At 44.3% G+C, this 18,995-nt stretch carries 16 protein-coding genes; 6 read left to right on the forward strand and 10 right to left on the reverse strand.

The genetic code is table 11. From position 1 onward, the window contains the following. Nucleotides 1-76: 76 nt before the first annotated feature. Together QH73_RS16355 and QH73_RS16360 are read right to left on the reverse strand one after the other, a co-directional pair. Entirely contained in the window at nt 77-1,495 is a 1,419-nt protein-coding gene (locus QH73_RS16355) for an O-antigen ligase family protein (protein ID WP_039717114.1), read from the reverse strand. Between the two features lie 98 nt (nt 1,496-1,593). Continuing rightward, nucleotides 1,594-2,436: a YaaW family protein gene (locus QH73_RS16360; RefSeq protein WP_039717769.1), complete on the reverse strand. Its 843-nt coding sequence runs from the start codon at nt 2,434-2,436 to the stop codon at nt 1,594-1,596. A 201-nt stretch (nt 2,437-2,637) separates the two neighbouring features. Between QH73_RS16360 and QH73_RS16365 the strand changes: the two genes are divergently transcribed. Then, nucleotides 2,638-3,705 carry an NAD(P)/FAD-dependent oxidoreductase gene (locus tag QH73_RS16365; RefSeq protein ID WP_039717113.1) on the forward strand — a complete coding sequence of 356 codons (1,068 nt, stop codon included), beginning with the start codon at nt 2,638-2,640 and terminating at the stop codon, nt 3,703-3,705. A 417-nt stretch (nt 3,706-4,122) separates the two neighbouring features. Further along, entirely contained in the window at nt 4,123-4,479 is a 357-nt protein-coding gene (locus tag QH73_RS16370; protein ID WP_039717112.1) for a hypothetical protein, read from the forward strand. Nucleotides 4,480-4,492: 13 nt separating this feature from the next. Here the strand turns inward: QH73_RS16370 and kaiC are convergent, their stop codons facing one another. The 3 genes from kaiC to QH73_RS16385 form a co-directional block, all read right to left on the reverse strand. Continuing rightward, entirely contained in the window at nt 4,493-6,052 is a 1,560-nt protein-coding gene (gene kaiC, locus QH73_RS16375; protein WP_039717111.1) for a circadian clock protein KaiC, read from the reverse strand. Nucleotides 6,053-6,163: 111 nt separating this feature from the next. Beyond that, nucleotides 6,164-6,481 carry a circadian clock protein KaiB gene (kaiB, locus tag QH73_RS16380; RefSeq protein WP_039717110.1) on the reverse strand — a complete coding sequence of 106 codons (318 nt, stop codon included), beginning with the start codon at nt 6,479-6,481 and terminating at the stop codon, nt 6,164-6,166. Between the two features lie 78 nt (nt 6,482-6,559). Beyond that, nucleotides 6,560-6,907, reverse strand: a complete 348-nt coding sequence (locus QH73_RS16385; RefSeq protein ID WP_132867160.1) for a circadian clock protein KaiA — start codon at nt 6,905-6,907, stop codon at nt 6,560-6,562. Between the two features lie 679 nt (nt 6,908-7,586). On the opposite strand from QH73_RS16385, the gene QH73_RS16390 reads away from it, so the two are divergent. Then, a complete protein-coding gene (locus tag QH73_RS16390; protein WP_039717109.1) occupies nt 7,587-10,919 on the forward strand; it encodes a hybrid sensor histidine kinase/response regulator in 3,333 nt (1,110 codons plus the stop codon). A 221-nt stretch (nt 10,920-11,140) separates the two neighbouring features. On the opposite strand, the gene QH73_RS16395 is transcribed toward QH73_RS16390, so the two are convergent. The 3 genes from QH73_RS16395 to QH73_RS16405 all read right to left on the reverse strand — a co-directional run bounded on the left by QH73_RS16395 (nt 11,141) and on the right by QH73_RS16405 (nt 13,737). Beyond that, nucleotides 11,141-11,380: a hypothetical protein gene (locus QH73_RS16395; protein ID WP_039717108.1), complete on the reverse strand. Its 240-nt coding sequence runs from the start codon at nt 11,378-11,380 to the stop codon at nt 11,141-11,143. A gap of 225 nt (nt 11,381-11,605) precedes the next feature. Beyond that, the gene (gene hemJ, locus QH73_RS16400) at nt 11,606-12,175 is read right to left on the reverse strand and encodes a protoporphyrinogen oxidase HemJ (RefSeq protein WP_015155509.1); all 570 of its coding nucleotides are present in this window, start codon (nt 12,173-12,175) and stop codon (nt 11,606-11,608) included. Nucleotides 12,176-12,273: 98 nt separating this feature from the next. After that, a complete protein-coding gene (locus tag QH73_RS16405; RefSeq protein ID WP_039717107.1) occupies nt 12,274-13,737 on the reverse strand; it encodes a carotenoid oxygenase family protein in 1,464 nt (487 codons plus the stop codon). An 84-nt stretch (nt 13,738-13,821) separates the two neighbouring features. Here QH73_RS16405 and QH73_RS16410 point away from each other — a divergent pair, with 84 nt between their 5' ends. Genes QH73_RS16410 through QH73_RS16420 form a run of 3 tightly spaced genes read left to right on the forward strand, consistent with a single transcriptional unit; the run spans nt 13,822 to nt 16,087 of the window. Beyond that, complete coding sequence (locus QH73_RS16410; RefSeq protein WP_132867162.1) at nt 13,822-14,172, forward strand: hypothetical protein; 351 nt, start codon at nt 13,822-13,824, stop codon at nt 14,170-14,172. Next, nucleotides 14,145-15,089 (forward strand): phosphate/phosphite/phosphonate ABC transporter substrate-binding protein, encoded by a 945-nt coding sequence (locus QH73_RS16415; protein WP_132867164.1) that lies wholly within the window; start codon nt 14,145-14,147, stop codon nt 15,087-15,089. The genes QH73_RS16410 and QH73_RS16415 overlap by 28 nt, the downstream gene beginning before the upstream one ends. 2 nt (nt 15,090-15,091) lie before the next feature. Further along, the gene (locus QH73_RS16420; protein ID WP_039717105.1) at nt 15,092-16,087 is read left to right on the forward strand and encodes an alpha/beta hydrolase; all 996 of its coding nucleotides are present in this window, start codon (nt 15,092-15,094) and stop codon (nt 16,085-16,087) included. Nucleotides 16,088-16,111: 24 nt separating this feature from the next. On the opposite strand, the gene QH73_RS16425 is transcribed toward QH73_RS16420, so the two are convergent. Beyond that, nucleotides 16,112-17,734, reverse strand: coding sequence for a hypothetical protein (locus QH73_RS16425; RefSeq protein WP_039717104.1), 1,623 nt, complete (start codon nt 17,732-17,734; stop codon nt 16,112-16,114). 214 nt (nt 17,735-17,948) lie between these two features. Further along, nucleotides 17,949-18,977 (reverse strand): CHAD domain-containing protein, encoded by a 1,029-nt coding sequence (locus tag QH73_RS16430; protein ID WP_039717103.1) that lies wholly within the window; start codon nt 18,975-18,977, stop codon nt 17,949-17,951. Nucleotides 18,978-18,995 lie beyond the last annotated feature (18 nt).

Here is an 18,995-nt window from a genome sequence, read left to right on the forward strand (position 1 = left end):
GGTAAATTGTATTTTATTATACTAATTTCATATTTTCGAGACGGTAGGGTGTAAAGTAAGGTAAAAATTTTCAGTCTTAAGCTAGAAGCGGCTCTTGAAAGCGCTGTGTCACTCCGGCGATCGCTGCTAACAGAATCCAGAATAGAGTATTCAAACGTGCATCGAATATAGTGACATCTGTAGTGTTAAAAAGCAGACAAGCACAAACAGCCACTAGATAAGTGAAAACAATGAGGCGATCGCCGTTGTGTAATAGTCGGGAGTTGGTAGGGGCGGGTTTATTCGGGATATCTGTCAAAGAAGGAATAATTTTTCGAGCGAACCCGCCCGTACGGGAGTCGGTAGGTCTGTTTGCTAAGAATTGAATCGATTGAAATAAAATCCAGCCGATCCAAGCACAAAAAACGATGGTTGCTGGAAGACCAATTTCCGCTGTCAGCATCAGAAAAAGATTGTGTGGATGACCCATCCAAGTTTGCGTTTGTGCCATGTAGAGAGGCTGAAAATTTCGTAACCCCCAACCCGTCCAAGGACGCTGTAGGGTCAAATTCCAGGCAAATCGCCACTGTGTCGTTCTCAGCGTCGCCTCTGGACGAACGTAGAGTTGGTCTGTTAACCTCTGCCAAAAGTAAGCGGGAACGATAAGCCGCAGCCATTGTTGCAGGGGTGGAGGTGAAAAAGCTGCGCCAAAAATAGCCGTCGCGATCGCACTTACTCCCACCAGCAACCAATACCAACCTCGATACACTGCAAAAGCGATCGCGGCGATCGTCGCGATCGCCCAAGCATTGCGAGAATTCGTCAAAATCAAAGCTGCCAAATTGCCCAGTACAATTGCACCTAGTAAGATTTGAGTGATAAGGGGTGAGGAGCGAGGAGTGAGGGGTGAGGGATAAAATAGTTTTGAATTTTGACTTTTAACTTTTGACTTTTCCAAAAAGCTTTCAATCCACAATCCCAACGAGAGAATAAAAGCGATCGCCAGGTAAGCAGCAAGGACGTTGGTATACATGAAAATAGAGGTCATCCGTCCGGGTGGATTACCTTGAGGTGCGATCGCGCAACCTAGTGTCACTAAAATATCGTGCCACGCTTTCGGAGTTGCCCAGCCCCAATATAGTTGACCAAAGCCCGCGATCGTTATCGGTATGGATGTGAATACTAAGATTTGTGCTAATCGTCTGAGTTGAGCTGGTGTCTGTAACAAGACGCTAAAAGTTACAAATAAGCCAAAAAATGGCACGAAATTAAATAAACCCAACCAAGCATCCTGGCGATAATAAGCATACAAACTCATTACCACCAACCATCCACTTAAGAGTATCAGTACCCAATTGAGTTGCCTGCGGAAAATCGTGCGATACTGTTTTCGCCAAATGACAAATTGCGCCCATAGCAGAGCGATCGCTCCTACCAAAGGTAGTAACGGAAATAGTAGCAGCCCTAATTGGATGCTGTTCCAAGCATTCTGTAGGCGTTGATCTTTGACAGCCATCAGTTATCAGTAGAGAGTGACTAGTGACTAGTGGCTGGTGACTAGAGATAGAATCTAACCACTAACTACTGGTCACCAGCCACTCATCAATGACCAATTTATGCCATTTCCCAACATTCAGCACGGGTGAGGCGAATTTGTGCTAGAGCAAAGATTGCTGGAATAACGCGACCGTAATTGGTTGAAATTGCCCTCCAACCTAAATCGGCGAGAAACCACGACCACATAATCGGTCCTAGAAAGGTAAATGCTCCCCTGACTGCTCCATACCTAGCTGCACTTACAGCCATACCTTGCTGGGCTGTTTTCAGCGTGACGTAATTTTGAAACTGAGCTGCTGCAACTGCACCACCTTGAACGATCGCTTCTTTAGCCATTTGATAGCTGGCAAAATGCAAAGCAAATTGCTGGGCGATCTGTTTGAGCAGTATTGGTTGGATAATCGAGCTAACGGCGATCGCACTACCACCTTTGACCAGCAAAGACATCGGATCTTTTTGTATGGTTAGCGGTAGCGGTTGTGATGGGGAAGACGCTGCTAGCGATCGCTGTACCCGTGCTGTCAGTTGTTGCTTTTCTGAGGCAGGTAGACGCTTCCACGTCCGTCCTAAGAGATTTAAAAAGACTTCTACCTCTAAATCGGTGGTACTCAGCGCCGTGGAGTAAGAAATTTTGAGATAGCGACAAACTTGAATCAGAGCTTGTCTGTAGGTAAATTTGTTCGTGTCTCCACGCAACACAGTCATTCCATCGGCAGCTAAATAGCGGAATCGTTCTTCTAGCGTATCTAACCACGCTTCCCTATCTAAGCTTTGGACATCAATCGGTTCGGGGGTCTGAACGTAATCCAGGGGATTAAACTTACGGCGAAATAACAGTTGGGTTAAATGCTGCAATTCTTCTTCCGTAGCTAGTTCCAATGCCGCTCTCAGTTCATCCAAAATCCCGTCCTCCCGCAAGTCCAGCAACAGTCACTCACGATCGCTATTTTACTTCTAAAGTGAAGGGGAAGGGAGAAGTCAAAAGTCAAAAGTCAAAAGTCAAAATTCAAAATTCTTTCTGAATTCTCCCCACCACACCCTACATCCTACACCCCACCCTCTTTCCTACTCCCTACTCCCTACTCCCTACTCCCTATTCTTATGTACGACATTGCGATAATTGGGGCTGGAATGGCTGGCTTGGTTTGCGCTCAGCAGTTGCACCAAGCTGGATATAACGTGCTAATTTTGGAAAAATCGCGGGGGTTGGGGGGCAGAATCGCCACGCGCCGTTTGCATAATACTCTCGCCGATCATGGGACTTGCTACTTAAAGCCAAAAGGCGAGTTGATGCAGCAGTTCGTGCAATTGTTATGCGATCGCCATATTCTCCAAGTTTGGACAGATAATTCCGAATTCCGAATTCCGAATTCCGCATTCCGTTACGTCGCTCCTGCGGGAATGAATGCGATTGCAAAGTTTTTAGGACAAGGTTTGGAAGTTTGGCGTTCTCAAAGGGTAGAGGCGATCGCTTGTCATAATTCTTATTGGCAGCTATCTCTAGAATCTGCTGGTTCTGAAGCTACTACTAACCGATTGTCAGAAGTCATAGCTAAAGCTGTTGTTTTGGCGATTCCCGCACCGCAAGCTTTAGCAATCTTGGAGCCATTAACCGAGCTTTCCACTGTTTCTACATTGTGCGATCGACTGCGTTCTGTGGAATTTAATCCGTGTTTGAGTGTTATGGCTGGATATTCATCTCAATTGGAACCACAACCAGATTGGCAAGCAGTGAGTTTTGTTGACAATCCGGTTCTCGCTTGGGTTGGTTGGGATAGTAGCAAACGAGGCGAAAAAACTAGTAATTACGAAGTTTTTGTCGTGCAAAGTAGTGCGGATTTTGCTCGGCGTTATTTAGATTCCGATCTACAAGCTGCTGGTTACGAGTTGTTAGCCAATGCCTCTGAATGTTTGCTTCCTTGGTTAGCAAAACCGGAATGGATGCAAGTTCATCGTTGGCGCTACGCTTTTCCCAGTCGCCCTTTAATGCAATCTTATTTATCTACTGAAACTAACTTACCTTTAGTTTGTTGCGGTGATTGGTGTGGCGGAAATTTTGTCGAAGGTGCAATGCATTCCGGTATAGCAGCAGCAATAGAGATTAATCGTCAAATGGAGGAGCGATCGCTCCCTGGATCTAACTTTTTACAGGCGATCGCTCTAGAATAATCTCAATTCGATACAGATCTTATCTAATCTCATTTGCAATCGGGGATCGCGAATCTTGAATTAAAAATAAGCTTAAACTAAAGAAAATTGTACAAATCTCAAACCTTAATTTCTGTCAATTATTTCTAGAATTTTCCTCTTTGTTACTCACTTGTATATTAAGTTGAGTAAATATTTTACTGAGTTTTGTATAGATTCGTGCTAGAAAATCTTGGCATTGAAATAATTGTAAGTGAGAGGTAGATCGATTTGCTGCAAGAGGTTTTTCAGAGTTAGTAACGAGCTTAGAAACAGGGTTTATATAATTCTATTCTCCAGTCTAAATCTACTTACACAATTGAACGATCGCTTCGCATCTATCAAAAGAAATAAATTTTATCAAAATACACTTTTGCTTGGGGATTGGAGGAATGAAATATGCCGAAAACATTAGTTAATTTAACCCATCAAGCACTAATAGCAGAAATTGAGACAGTTTTAGATAGTTATCCTTACTATCCTCACTGTCAAGCTTTTGCTAATCCCGATTTACGGCAAGAGTTAATTGCTTACGTCCTCAGTCGGATTCCTTGTGCTTTTAGTGCAGTAGACGATTGCAATTTAACTTTTCTAACCTATAGACTTCCTGGCGATCGCGCGGAGTATCGCATCCAGATTGAAAATTTAATTCATCAAGGGATTTGCTGTGTCTTACAGGATAAAGCAGATTGGGTCAGCTGTCACATTCCCGAACCATATCAATGTAGTGTAGAACCTTCGCATTGGTTCGGTTAAAGATCGTAGTCAACTATGACTCGCCACCTTGAAATCCCTTGACAATTCGCGATAACTCTGCTTTCTCGTCCGTACTAACGCGACTGGGAGAGCCGCTGATGATTCCCTCGTAGTTACTAAAAGAATCGGTAATTTCAGGACCGTCAGCACTAATTGTATACTCGCGAATCCCATTATCGTGCCAGGAACCGCGCATCTTAAACACGTTAATTGCCCGCGACATTTGCCCGCGAATTTCTACGTATTGCAGTAATAAAATCGTGTCTGTAATTGTCGAAATATGGGATTCTGTGATTGAATGCGCTCCCATGAACTGATCGGTAGTATTGGTGAAAAAACCCGTGATCTCTTCTTGTTTAGCAAAACCAGTTACGCCAATGACGAATTGTCGAAAAGCATTGTTGCTCACTCCTCTAGCTAAAGCTGAAAGCGAGTCGATCGCCACTCTAGCTGGTTTAAATTCAGCAATTTCTGATTTAATAATCTGTAAATGGTCTTCCAATCCTGCCGATTCAGGATAAGCACAGATAATCTTTAACAGTCCTTTTTTCTCTAAGTCTTCAAAGTCAATTCCCCAAGAATAAGCATTGCGTGACAATTGAGCGCGAGATTCTTCGTAAGCAAATAAAATTGCTCGTTCGCCGCTGCGACAGCCATTTTCGAGAAACTTACTGACGAGTAACGTCTTACCTGTACCAGTAGCCCCCGTTGCCAAAATAATCGAATCTTTAAAGAAACCACCGCCGCACATTTCATCCAACGTCTTCACCCCGGAAGAGACGCGCACGTTAGAAGAACGCTGCGTTAAGCGCATTGCACCCAAAGGAAAGATATTCACTCCATCGTTGGTAATCGTGAACGGATATTCTCCTTTCATATGCGTCGTGCCACGCAGTTTTAAAATCTCCATCGTGCGACGACGGCGTTCTCCTTCTAGAACGTTACGCACGATCGCCACGTTGTCAGCGACAAACTCTTCTACACCAAAAGAGGCGATCGCGCCATATTCTTCGGTGCGTTCGGTTGTAATTATTGTGGTTACGCCAATCTGCTTGAGTCTGGCAACCAAGCGAAAAATTTCCCGCCGCACGACAGAAGCCGCTTCATACTGTTGAAAGACTGCCGTAATCGAGTCGATCGCCACCCTTTTTGCCTTATATTTATTGATAGCGTATTGCAAACGCTCGATCAACGCCGATAAGTCGAAGTTCCCAATCACCTCTTGTCCCTCTGGATCGGGCGAAGCGTCTAAAATAAATAGCTTGCCTTCCTCAATCAGTTTTGGTAAGTTCCAGCCAAAACTGTAGGCGTTTTTAATAATATCGCTGGGAGACTCTTCAAACGTAACGAATACACCTGGCTCGTCAAAAAAAAGTATCCCGTTGTACAAGAATTGTACGGAAAATAAAGTTTTACCAGTCCCCGAAGTCCCGCTAAATAGAGTGGTTCTCCCTAGTGGTAAACCACCATGACTGATATCGTCAAACCCCTCAATCATGGTGCGAATCTTTTGCACGCCTGTCCCATTTGGGCTAATCTTATTTTGCTTACCGCTGGAAGTGATTTCGCTCATCGCTTTAGAATGAAAGGGTTATTAAACCAAATTAAGACTAAATTAAAATTAGTTTATTTTCTATAACAATCCAATTTTACTGAAAGATTATCCCATATTGAAGTTGTAAAATCACTCCTCAAGTGCCTCTGCCTCAACGAGTTCTTCGTAGAGTAAATCTAAGCCGATTAAAACTTTTTCTCGATCGGAAAGATCCCCGATAATCTTCCGTACTGGTGGAGGCAAAATTTTCGAGAGCGTTGGCGTAGCTAAAATTTTATCTTCCTCTGCCAGTTGCGGGCTTTTCAGCACATCAATTACTTTCAGAGCATAGACTCCTTGAAATTCTTGTTCTAGGATGTTTCTGAGCGTTCTTAATGCCCGAATAGAGTTAGGAGTATTCCCGGCTACATACAGCTTTAGAACATAAGTTTTTTTAGGCACGTTCATAGATAAAGACGCAAAGGTTGTTTGGACTGAAATCTGACCACTTATTATGCTATCAAAGTTTAATTGATACATCGATTGTCAAGACATGGAGGTGCGATAAATTTCGCACAGGTGAGCCAAAATATCAATTAGAGTCAAGCGATAGTCTAGCAACACTTCGTCATTTCGCCCCTCTAGCTTCAACTGCTTGGAAAATTCGTCAATTAATTCCATATGAATTTCAATAATCTGAGGCACGGGAACTTTAGCATCAAAAGCTACATTAATAAATCGATCGATCTGTTGTTTTACTGTATTATCGTTGTTAAAATAACGCAACAAGATTTGACAATAATCAGCTTTTAGTTGCTGTAGAAACTCCCGATCGCGATTCAGTGTCATCTGCTGTGATAAGCTTTGGCGTTTTCCGAGTTGATGTTCATCCATGCAGTTAACTGGCAATTACTCTGAGGAAAATAGCTAATAGCAAGGCAGTCGTGTTACATAGCATTATATGGTTAGCTTAATACTATTTTTAGATTTGCAATTTGACTAAAAAAAAGCAGGTAGTTCAATTTAACTGCTTTGCGATCTAGGAAGGGATCGAGCGATCGCCATCAAAAAGAAATTGAGGTTGAAGCCGCGCACTCGGTCAGTGCATTACTAGTCATAATGATTTCATCAAACAATCGAGACGACAAAACATAAAATTATTTGTTTATTTATGGGCGACAGCAGACAGAATAGAGTAAAAAAGATTCTAGATTGCTCCAGTGGATATAGTTCGATTGCTCGCTACTAAGTCAGCATTCATATCTCCAGAGTTCAAGAAAGGTGTCAGTTCCGTTACTTTTATGAAGTTAATTAAACTAAATTAAAACATTATAGCGTTTTCTCGTGCGCCTTTCCTTCCACAACTTCAGTTTGAGAGACTATAACTGGTATATGCGTAGCTCTGTTGCTAAAGGAGCTATAACTGTAATCGAAAGTCTCTATTGCTTGGCAGTTTTAGATTCAATTATCTATCCAGCAAAACACTAGAGCCAAAGATGGCAGCGCCAAGCGTTCAATTCGTGGATCGAGTACCGCATTTTTGCTTTCTCCCCACTCACTATTTTGTTAGCTCATGTCAAAGTCCAAGTACAACTTAGGTGACTTTATCGAGACTGTCCCTAGCTGTTTACAGACAGCTACTTTGGCTATGGCATGGGAAATCTTCAGCCAGGAGCAAAGCGATCGCCTGATCGTGTTAGATCGGCAACGATCTCCCCTGGGAGTGCTGCATCTGCGGCAATTTTTCCCCTACTGGTTGGCAGCAACAAGTAATACCAAGAATGCCAAGCAATCCTTATTCAAAGCAACCGCTCGCATACTAGAGCCTATAGAAAAACTACCCAATGAGTTTAGCCTAGAACAGTTCCAATCGTATATAGATTCCCGTCCCGAACCCAGCGACATCAAGCAGACTTTTGCGATCGTCGATGCTGAGGGAAAGTTTTTAGGGCTATTGGAGCAAACAAAGCTCTGGAAAGTTTTAGCCGCAGCCGCGAGAACCGAAAAGCGCGATCGCTTAGCAAAGACAACTTTACTCCAAGCAAGCATCCAGCGTGGCATCGAGCCAGAGCAACTCGACCCGATCGTCCAACTGCTAGAAAGATTACCCTTACCATTGATGTTACAAACAAGCCTGGGCGAACCGATCGCCCAGAATCCTGCCTGGAATCGGCAATTTGGTAACATGGGCAATCCCGAAGCAATTCGGCAAGAAGTCGAAGCAATTTTGAATGTGGCGGGAACTCAGCAATCGGTAATTGACTTGGAATCGGCAACAGCAGAAGTTACCGAAGCTAGTCGAGACATCGATCGCGCCAAGTTAAGCGATTGGCAGGCAACAACTCATCACTTCAGTCTCACCGCACTACAGGAGCAAGTCTCTTTACTATCCACACCCGATTTAGCAGAGTCCAACATCATACGTTACTGTCAGCGGGGAGAGCAAGAAGGAACATGTATCTGTGTTTGCCCCGGACAACAGGGACAAGACAGAGTGTGGCAATTTCTCAAAATTCCTTTACAGATGTCAGTCGTCAGTCGCCAACAGCAATCCGAGCGAATTTGGTTGTTGATGGCTACAGATGTGACAGAACAGCGGCAGATGGCTTCGGAACTAGCCGCCAAAAATGCCGATTTGATTCAACTCAATCGCTTGAAAGATGAATTTCTCGCGTGTATCAGTCACGAGTTGCGGACACCCCTAACAGCAATGTTAGGGCTGTCTACCTTACTTAAAGATCAGGCACTAGGACAGCTCAACGAGCGTCAAGCACGGTACGCGCGGCTAATTCACGAAAACGGACGGCATTTGATGAGCGTGGTCAATGACATTTTGGATTTGACCCGCATGGAAACAGGACAGTTAGAATTAACCCTCGAACCAGTCCACATTCGTAAAGTCTGCGAACGCGCGGTCGAGCAAGCTCGGCTTGCCTTTAGTCCAAAAAACAACAAAACTGCTGTGGTGGAGGCAGGGACAGACAGTCATCTCGAACACCACTTTACCTTAGCGATCGAACCCGAGTTAGAGATCGTTGTGGCGGACGAACTGCGCCTGCGCCAGATGCTGGTTCACTTATTGGCAAATGCCTTCAAATTCACGGCATCCGGCGGGGAGATCGGTTTGCGAGTCAGTTACTGGGCGGGGTGGATTGCCTTTACAGTTTGGGATACAGGAATTGGCATTCCCGAACACCAGCAACACTTAATTTTTCAGAAATTTCAACAGTTGGAAACACCGTTGACGCGGCAATTTGAAGGTACGGGTCTGGGTTTGGTTTTAACCAGAGCCTTAGCTCGGCTGCATGGTGGTGATGTCAGCTTTTTGTCTCAAGAAGGTAAAGGCAGCCAATTTACCCTGTTGCTAGCTCCTACGCCGCCGAAGAAGAGAACTGGGGGAGTTGGAGAGGCTGGGGAAGTTGGGGAGCAGGTGGGAAAAACGTCCGCCAATTTACACCGACAGTCACTCACTAATATCTCTACTAGCAACAACGCACTGGCAGCTCAGAGCCGGACACCCGGACGTGGAGAAAGCAATTTTTCTCTGGGGTCTTTGGTTTCTCCAGCTCCCGATCGCCATTTGGTGCTGGTTGTGGAGGCTGCACCCCGATTTATTGAGGATTTAGCAGAACAGCTGACGAGTTTGGGATATTGGGTGGCGATCGCGCGTTCTGGAACTGAGGCGTTAGAAAAAGCCCGTCGTTTGCAGCCAGGAATTATATTTATCAATCCCTTACTCCCTTTACTCTCTGGCTGGGATGTCTTGACTTTGCTCAAATCCGATCCAGCTACAAGTCAAATTCCGATCGTCGTCAATACCACAAGAGCCGAGAAAAATCAAGCTCTTTCCCACCGAGCTGACGAATTTATCAGCTTACCCGTACAGCAGCAAGTCTTGCAGCAGGTGATGACTCGTTTGTGCGGCGCGCCAGTGACCCACTCTCAGATCGAATTGTCGCAGCGCGTCCAAAAGTACAAACAGCTGACGATTTTACGATTAGTAACTCCCAACACCGAACTTTTAACCAGGGGCGATGTCAACCATTTAGAATCATCTCTAAATCACTGTCGCGTTCTCGAAGCCGACGACTTAGAGCAAGCATCATTGCTAGCCCGGATTTGGCGACCAAATGTCATTTTACTGGAGCGGGCGATCTGCGAACCCCTCGATTTCCTGCAACAGTTGACCGAGTATCCAAGCTTGGCAGATTTACCCATCGTGACGCTAGATGCCGCGATCGCGCAAGTTGCGAGTCAAATAGAGCAACTCAATATATTTCCTTGTTTGACAAATCCGCCAGAGCCATCGGCTGAAATGTTGCTATCCGTTCTGCATGTGGCAGCAGGCGTGAGTTGGGAATATAGCGTGTTAGTTTTAGATATTGCTAATTTGGACGATTTGTCTGACGAACACAGCTACAATACTCAAGCTTCTGCCGTATCGTTGCGGGCGGAATGGTTGCAAGCTTTAATTCAATATTTGCAAACGGCTGGTTTTCGCGTCGTGATGCCGCATACTTGGGAAGAAGTGCAGCAGCAAATTCAACAACAAAACGTCGATCTGATGCTCGTTTGTTTGGGAGAGATGCAACAAGTCGAGAAAGCTTGCACGGCGATCGCAACTTTAGAGCAGCAGAAATTACCACCTATCATCGCTATGGAGCGATTATTTACCCAAAATGAAGTGAGAGAGCAATTTCCCGCTTACTTGGAGTCAGAGGGGCGATCGCTGCCTTCAGAGCAAATGCACAATTTGGGTAACGCGAACGCCGCATCCGATTTGGAGTCGATCGAGCGCGCTTTGGGGGCGATCGCAACTAAAGTTTTGCCTTCCTCTATCTCTATGGAAGAGTTATTAAACAATATTCATCAAACTCTGTTGGCTCACCCTGTAGAAAAGGATTGAGCGTACAGAGGAAGGCAACATTGAGAAACGCGATCGCGAATAAATGCAAATGGATGCAACGCGATCGTAAAATTTGTATTGATTTGTAAAAATATTTGTTAAAAGATCGTACTACTTTGCCAGAGTCAATTATACGGAGTGGTGCGGTGAATTTATAACTGGCAGTACTTCTCGGGCTAAAAAGTTAATAATGCAACGGTACGAACAATAGGAAATATCGACTAGAACGAACGCGATTGAGCGAGGTCGCGAATCAAAGACGTTTTCCCGCGCAAGTATGTACTCACATTCGCGATCGCTTCTCCATCCAAGGGCTGCTTGTTGTCAAGTTCTGCGATCAAGTGCGAGACCAGTTCTGAGTCACTCAGTCTGAGTAAAATGCTGCTTTGAGTATCTTCTACCGCAGACCATAGCTGCCGTAGGATGTTTGAATTCATGTTGCGGGTTTCGGTTGCGTACATAACAAATAAAAAATTAAGGTTTTCTTTAGACTTTCTTTAGAATAGCTCATTGCCTTTTCCAGAAAACAGAAGTTGAAACATTGCTACACATAAACTCTAGCGTCTACAGAGATTCCGTAATGTTTGCAGATATGTACGCAATTTTACTCTGTCGGTAGAGGCAAAATCTCCGTAACCGTAGATCTACCCAAAGCTAGAAAGTCGGTGGGCATTGCCCACCATCAATCATTCCTGCGGTACTTGTGCTATTAACCTTTCCTTATCCAACCTCCGCTTTTTAGCGTAAAGTTGAATTGTTGCTGCCATTGCCACAATCATGCCGAAAATTGCCCAAACGGTAGCATTTGTAGGTAGGTTATTTTTGAACACAGCTAGCAAGACAATCGCCACTAACATCACAGTTGGGGCTTCATTCAACGCCCGTAATTGCTGACTGCTCCACTTACACTCATTTTTTTCTAACTGTCGCATCAGCCGTTTGCAGTAATGGTGATAGCCCAATAGCAGCACAACAAAGGCTAACTTGACGTGCAACCATCCCTGTTTTAGGACTTCCGGTTCCGTCGTCAGTAGTCCAATTGCCATTGCAACTGTCACCAGCATCCCAGGAGTGGTAATAATGCTATACAGTCGCTTTTCCATCAATTGATACTGATTTTTGAGAATCGTACGGGCAGGTTCCGGCTGTTCGTCAGCCTCGACATGATAGATAAATAGCCGCACCAAGTAAAATAACCCAGCGAACCAAACAACAATGCCGACGAGATGAAACGCTTTAAACCAAAAATAAGCCATGATCCCAATTTTGGATGTTGAATTTTAGACTTTGGATGTTATACCATTTCAGATCTTTGCGCTTTTGCGTCTCGGCGTGACATTAAATCCAACAAAATTTACGCTTGTCGCCACGCGCCATGAAAACCCATCGGTACGACGCTAGGTAATTCCAATCTACAAACGGGTGGTGCATCCAAGCGATCGCTATTGAAAATCCAGACCTCACTGCGATCGCGATTCCCGTCATAGACTACTGTGACGATCCAACCAGAGGCGGGATTTTGCGGATCGGGAGCAAAAATAGGCTCCATGGGATAGCAATTTTCGCCAAAATCCGCAATCGTCAGAGATTGAGTTTGGGAGTCAAATTTAGCGATCGCGCTAAACAATTCTGCACCAATATTTACACCAGGACGATGAACGGAGAGAAAAGTAGGAGAAGCAGCTTGCCCAATTAAATGAGGTAATCCGATCGGAAATTCACAATCGCGATCTAAAATTTGCTCGATCGCCGTCACCTTACCCAATTTCGGATTCAAATAAACTCGCGATAAACTACTGGGTGCAGGTGTATGAGTTTGTCCCGTTGCCACTTCCTTTAAATATTGATTGGTTTGAAAGTCTTCATACCGCACCAAATCCACGACAATCGTACCGCTAGGATCGACGTAACCGTTAGCAAAATGCCATTGATACCAAGGTTCGGTTTCGCCACGACTGACAAGGGTAAGGGTTTCGCGATCGAATATGAGAAACTGAGTCCCGAGTTGAGGCTGCCATTCGATCGCATCGCTGTAGCAACTCAAGCCTAACAGCACGGGTAACGCATTTACCCTGACTGGAGGCACGAAAAAGACTAAGTATTGTCCTGCCAAGACGAAATCATGAACGATCGGCACGCCATCTAAGGCAAATGCAGCTTTTTGCAGAATTTTACCCGTGCGATCGCTTTTATAAAGATTCAGTTTGGCGTTAATTCCAGGGCTAATCCCAAAGTTGAAAATTTCTCCTGTGTGCGGATCGCGCTTGTAATGGGCAGAGTAAGGTAAACCATTACTTAATCCCGATAAATTATCCTCGCCTTTTGTCTCCAAAGTCTGCAAGTCTAAGGCGTGCGGTTTACCACCTTCCCACAATGCTAAGAGTTTATCTGGTAAAGGTAAAACAGAGGTATTTGCCACATTTTTTATTGGCTTCAACCATCGATTCCAGAATGCACCTGGGGCTGTCATTCCATAGTTACCATAAAGCAGGCGATTCGCGGTAGCTTCTTCTTGGTAGCCAGCAGTTTGTACGTAGCGGTATGAGGCGATGGCAGATCCCCCCTTGCCCCCTTTAGAAAGGGGGGAATTAGAATTAAAATAAACGGCGAGAATTGCCCCATCACCATCAAACCAATGTCCCATCCGCATTCCATCCCGTTCTAATCTGGCGGGACCATTGCGATAAAGAGTTCCGCGTAAATTAGAGGGGATTTCTCCAGCGATGACAGGTAGGGGAGTGGGAGAAAATTCTGTTGCGGGTTGGGCGATCGCTTTTGCCCAAGCTTTCTTTGTGGAAGGTCTTGTAGTTGTCTGCATCAATAGTAAGTGGTGCGTGGTGCGTGGTGCGTGAAATACTTCTGACGCTAGAAATATACTCCGTCGCGTGTCTCAGAACTTAAGTTGTATGTTTCTATTTATATAGTCGTGACAATGCCAGGGCGATCGCTCATCCTAAAGACAGTTATCAGTTGTCAGTTATTCATAGCGATTCTCATTATGATGGAATACATTCGTAGGGGCGCACAGCTGTGCGCCCCTACAGATCTTGTATCTCACCCAATTGAAAAAGGCTATCAGTTGTCAATGGAAGCATCACTCGTCACCAGTAACGCTTCCACTCACAAACAACCAATTAAGGAACTGAGAGAGGCTCAACTTAGTCTGTTTGTGGGGGAACTCAATTTAACAATTGTTTTTGTGTATCTTATTACATTTGCTCTGAGATGCCTTACTCTCCTGGCAGAACGATAATTCTATGGTCGCTGATTGGTTTTGCATCTACCACGGTTATTGCTGGTATCGTACTAAGTATCTGGCGTTGGGTGCAACCTTGCCCAGTCGGGGAAAAAAGATTTTGGGCGAATTGCTATCGAGACTTGCAGGCACAACCGCTGAAAATTGGAGTGAGTGCTACCTCTCCAATAGAAGATTATCGGGCTTTGGCGACCCATTTACAGGAGCAATTAGGCGTTCGGGTAGTAGTCGATCGCCATACGCCTTTTCCAGAAATTCGCGATCGCCTCGATCTCAAAGATTGGGATATTGCTTTTACTGGTTCTCCAGTACTTTCAATAGCAGCTGAGGATAATAACTACACTGGCATGGCTGTAATGTACCCCGACCGACCACTTTACGATCGAGCAGCTTTATTTGTGAAAGCTGATAGTAAGATTAAATCTATTGCCGATATCCAACCAAACACGACAATTGCTTTAGGTAGTTCCGCATCAGCCCTAACTTTTCTCATTCCAATTTATGCTTTATATGGCAAAACACTTAAAATTGGCAGAGGTTATCATCCTAGAGAAGCGATAAATTTAGTTAAGACTGGAAAAATTGATATTGGTGCTGGTCTGTATACCGCAATTAAAGACGACTCAGCATTACGATTTATCTATATTAGTCAGCCAATTCCTGGTGTGGGAGTTTATTTATCGCCCCAGCTTTTGAATTTCGATCGAGAGTTAATCAAAATAGCCATGCTCAACGCCAATTCAGAAATTAAATCTCAAGCTAAATATACTGCGGTTCAGACTCCTGATTATAGCGAACTCAGAAAAATTATCGCTAGAGCTGAAGAGGTTGCTAGCTGCCTCAAATCCAATCAAAATTACTTTAATTGGCAAGTTCCGATTCAATTATTTTGTCATAACTTTTCTAAGTCATAACAATGTCTGAATCTCCCAATAAGTTAATCGCGATCGCCCGTGAAGTTCGAGCCACAGAGAGCAAACTGTCATTGATACCAGAAACGACAGGCTCGCAATTTTTAATCCAGCCAAATAGCGCAAAAGTTTGCCTTTTCTTTCATGGATTTACGGCAGTTCCCGAACAATTTGCCCTGATAGGTAGAGCGTTTTATCAAGCTGGATATCACGTTCTAATTCCCTTACTACCAGGACATGGTATTGCAGGTGAATGGAATGGAGATAACCCGCCACCACTACCAGAAGATCCCCAAATTTATCAAGAGTTTGGTCGTCATTGGTTAGAAATTGCTTGCTTTGGAGGCAAAGAAATTATTATTGGTGGCTTGTCCGGTGGGAGTACTTTAGCGGCATGGCTGGCTTTAGAATATCCCGATAAAATCACTAAAAATTTAATATTTGCTCCGTATTTAAGTGGAAGTAATAAAGTTGTCGATCTATTTGTCAGAATTTTCAATATCTATTTTGAATGGTGGCAAGACCCCCAAGTAGCTAGTTTTGGTTATGATGGTTTTGCCATGCCAGCTTTGCGAGTTTTTTTGGATATGGGAACTGAGATCTTAGAAAAAGCCCAAACACAAAAGGCTGCACCAATGTTAATTGTATCGAGTGAGAGCGATCGCGCTGTGGGAAATCGAGAACACGAAAAGTTATTTAACGCCGCAGTTCAGTTACAACCTAAATCTTGGTATGTCTGTTTTGATGATGTGTGGGATATTCCCCATAACATGATGACTCAAGCAGAAGGAAACGAACACGTCGATCTGTTGATTTCCCTTACCTTAGCGTATGTTCATAGCAATGCTACCTGGGGGGAAATGGTAACATTGTGCGATCGCCTTAAACAAGATGATTTTCCAACTGCGATCGCACAATTAAACTTGCATGGACGAGTTGCATCTGCAATGGCGACAATCGTGGAAATTATTAATACTTCTATCGAAAAACTGAAGGACTAGGCTACATTCCCGATCGAACTCAATTTAATAGTTTGACTTCAGCAAATTTCCAAAAACACTCAAGTATCGATCCATCCAACCGATTGCCTGGAAATAATTTTCAAACGCTTTTGGCGGGTTAGAAATGAGAGTATCTTGAACGATTAACTGCTGAAAATCAATTTCAACTTTACCTTGGCGCAAGTTACCTCGATCGTCATAAAACTCCACGCCAGCTGTTTGCATAATTGCAATTAGCTCTTGCGCCATAATGCCATAACCAATGGTTGTGGGATGAATGCCATCAAGGGAAAACAACCCACCTTGCTTGCGTCCCGTAGCATCAAAGATCGAAAAGCGAGAGTCTGGCTTTGGGTCTAATTTTTGCAACTGTGACGGTAACTGATATTCGCCACCAATTTCTTTCCACCAACTCGGTCTAGCTCTGGGAGATTCAATATAGCGCCTCTGTGCCAAGCGATCGAGTAGTCCAGCCAGATCCAACAAATACCAATCTCGACCTTCTGTTCTTGCTTGTCGCACGGCATCAACAATACAGTCATTATATTGGTCGATCGCACTGTCTATCGCTCTGACTTCTGATGCAGTTAAGTTTGGGTGTCGGTCTTGATTAAAACCTGCATCGCTAACCCAAGGCAATGTGTAGTATGGGAAATAGCGAGAATCTTTTCTAATCTTCGTATCCACTCCACGGGCAAAGGGGGCGATCGTTACGTGAGGAACTGTAGCCCAAATAACGTGACGGGCGCGAATTTGCTTAACTTCCGCCACAACTTTATCTAACTCAGCTTTAAAATGAATTGGTCGCCAGATCGTATAGCGATCGTTGATCTCCATATCATCGTAGCCATCATCGCTCCAAGCAATCTTAAAAGTGAGGAGACTACCGAGAGCATTATTGCTACCGATCGCCATAATCAGCGTCTCGATGCCATCACCATCGCCATTTTCTCTCCTTCCCTCAGCACCAAGAGCCTTTGCAGCTTGTAAAGGAGTTAATGCCTCACCTGTTTGACTCCGCACCGACGAGTTTAATACCCTCAGTGCCGCTCGTTCGTTATGGTAATCGACCAATTGACGAAAAACATTTTCTCTAGGAATCTTTCGACTGATTAATTCCTGGCAGCTTCTTGCATTACGAGATAGGATATTTCGTAAATCCCAACCATAAACTCCTAAATTGTGGTTAATCTCTTTTTGAGAGGGTAGTATAGCCCCTTCACCCCGTTCCCAGTAATCTTCTAATTTGTCTAAATAGTTGCGTAAAAACAATAGCGTCGGGATAAAATTCCAAATATCAATGCGATCGCCTACCTTTTGTTCTAGTTCTCGTACCAACCGTTCTAAATTTAACGGCAATCCATCACCTGGAGTATTGTAAGTAGGATAGCGGAACTCAGTCCAACCTATTTCCCGAGCGATTAAGGCTGGAAAAGAAATTTGAGTATTAAAAATTGCGCCACTTTGAAAGCCTTGAGTCAAAGAATCACCAATTGTTACTAGACGATGCTGAGGCGTACCTTCTCTATTGACTTGTACGCCAATACCAAGAGTGGGATCTGTCTGCGGTTTGCGTGCTTCAGCCCGAATGATGACATCTTCCGGTGTTTTCAAGTCACGCATATCATCTGTAATTGGTTTTGCCATGTCGTCTTTACCCAATCGTGGTAAAGATTATATCTGGCATTGGTCATTTGTGAGTGACTGGTGGCTGGTGGCTACTGGCTAGTCACGCTTTCAACAGCTTTTATCGCCACTGATAACTGTACGGGCGGGTTTTGAACGAAGATGATGGCTTGAGCCGTGAATCTGCTGGCTAAACCCGCCCCTACGACAACTGATAACTGATAACTGATAACTGTTAACTCTGTTGGCTGAGAACAGTATCGTGTTCTGTGCTTTGTCCGTTATTGACGTTTTCCCAAGTGGGCATCAAAATCGACAAGTGTAAGCCTTTGCGACTTTCCAGATTGAGATATCGCTGTTGCAGAGTTTGCCATTGTTGCCAAGCTTTGTAATTATGCTCTGCTAATAAATTAGCCAGAGTTGGCATGGTTTTTTCAATTTTTGTTTGCAAAGCATCTGCTAAAAACTCAGACAGTACGGCGCTGTCTTGAAATTGCCCTAAAACGCTCTGGATGGCTTTGAGATCTTCAAGGTAAGTTTCGTAGGAAGCTCCATAAAAGTTAGCAAAGACTTCCATTTGATAGCGAGCGCGTTTGGTTTCTTTACGCAAGCTGTGGAGAAGAGGGGCGTTATCGATTAGTTGTTGTTTTGCCTGTGCTGGTGTTTGTCCTGTTTGTACTACTACCTGTTCGTCTTGTAATTTGGTTCCTACTAACCAACTTGGGTGTAAAAGTAGCCTACCAACCTCAGATAGAAGTAAATCTGGTAGAGTCGCCTGAATTGGCATCTGCGCGATTGGTTGCAGTTGGGGCTGAGATAGCCATTTTTCTAAAGCCTGCTTCAGTTCTTGATAGCGATCGCCCGTCAAAGTTTCATGCACTTTCGCAAAAGCCTTCCGCCGCCGCTTATACAGGTAAACCAGTGCTGTATCCAATTGTTCTTGTTCGTCAGCAGGTAAAGCGGGTTTATATTTGTTTTCTAATGATTCTCGCAGTACGTCTAAATCTCGCAATTTGCCCAGAATACGGGCAATTTTACCAATTTTTTTTTCTTGGACTGGTTTCGGCAAGTCGATGGCTGGAGCAAAACCCGCGATCGCACTACGCAAGCGACGCATTCCTACGCGCATCTGATGCAATGCTTCTGGATCGCGATCTGCGATTACGTCAGCTTCGTGTTTGAGAAATTTTTCAAAGTGCTTTTTAATTGCCAGCACCGCGCGATCGCCTAAAGTATTCTTTCCGCTTAATGTAGACGATGTCATACTTTATACCCCGCTTTA

Source organism: Scytonema millei VB511283 (assembly GCF_000817735.3).
Lineage (GTDB): Bacteria > Cyanobacteriota > Cyanobacteriia > Cyanobacteriales > Chroococcidiopsidaceae > Chroococcidiopsis > Chroococcidiopsis millei_B.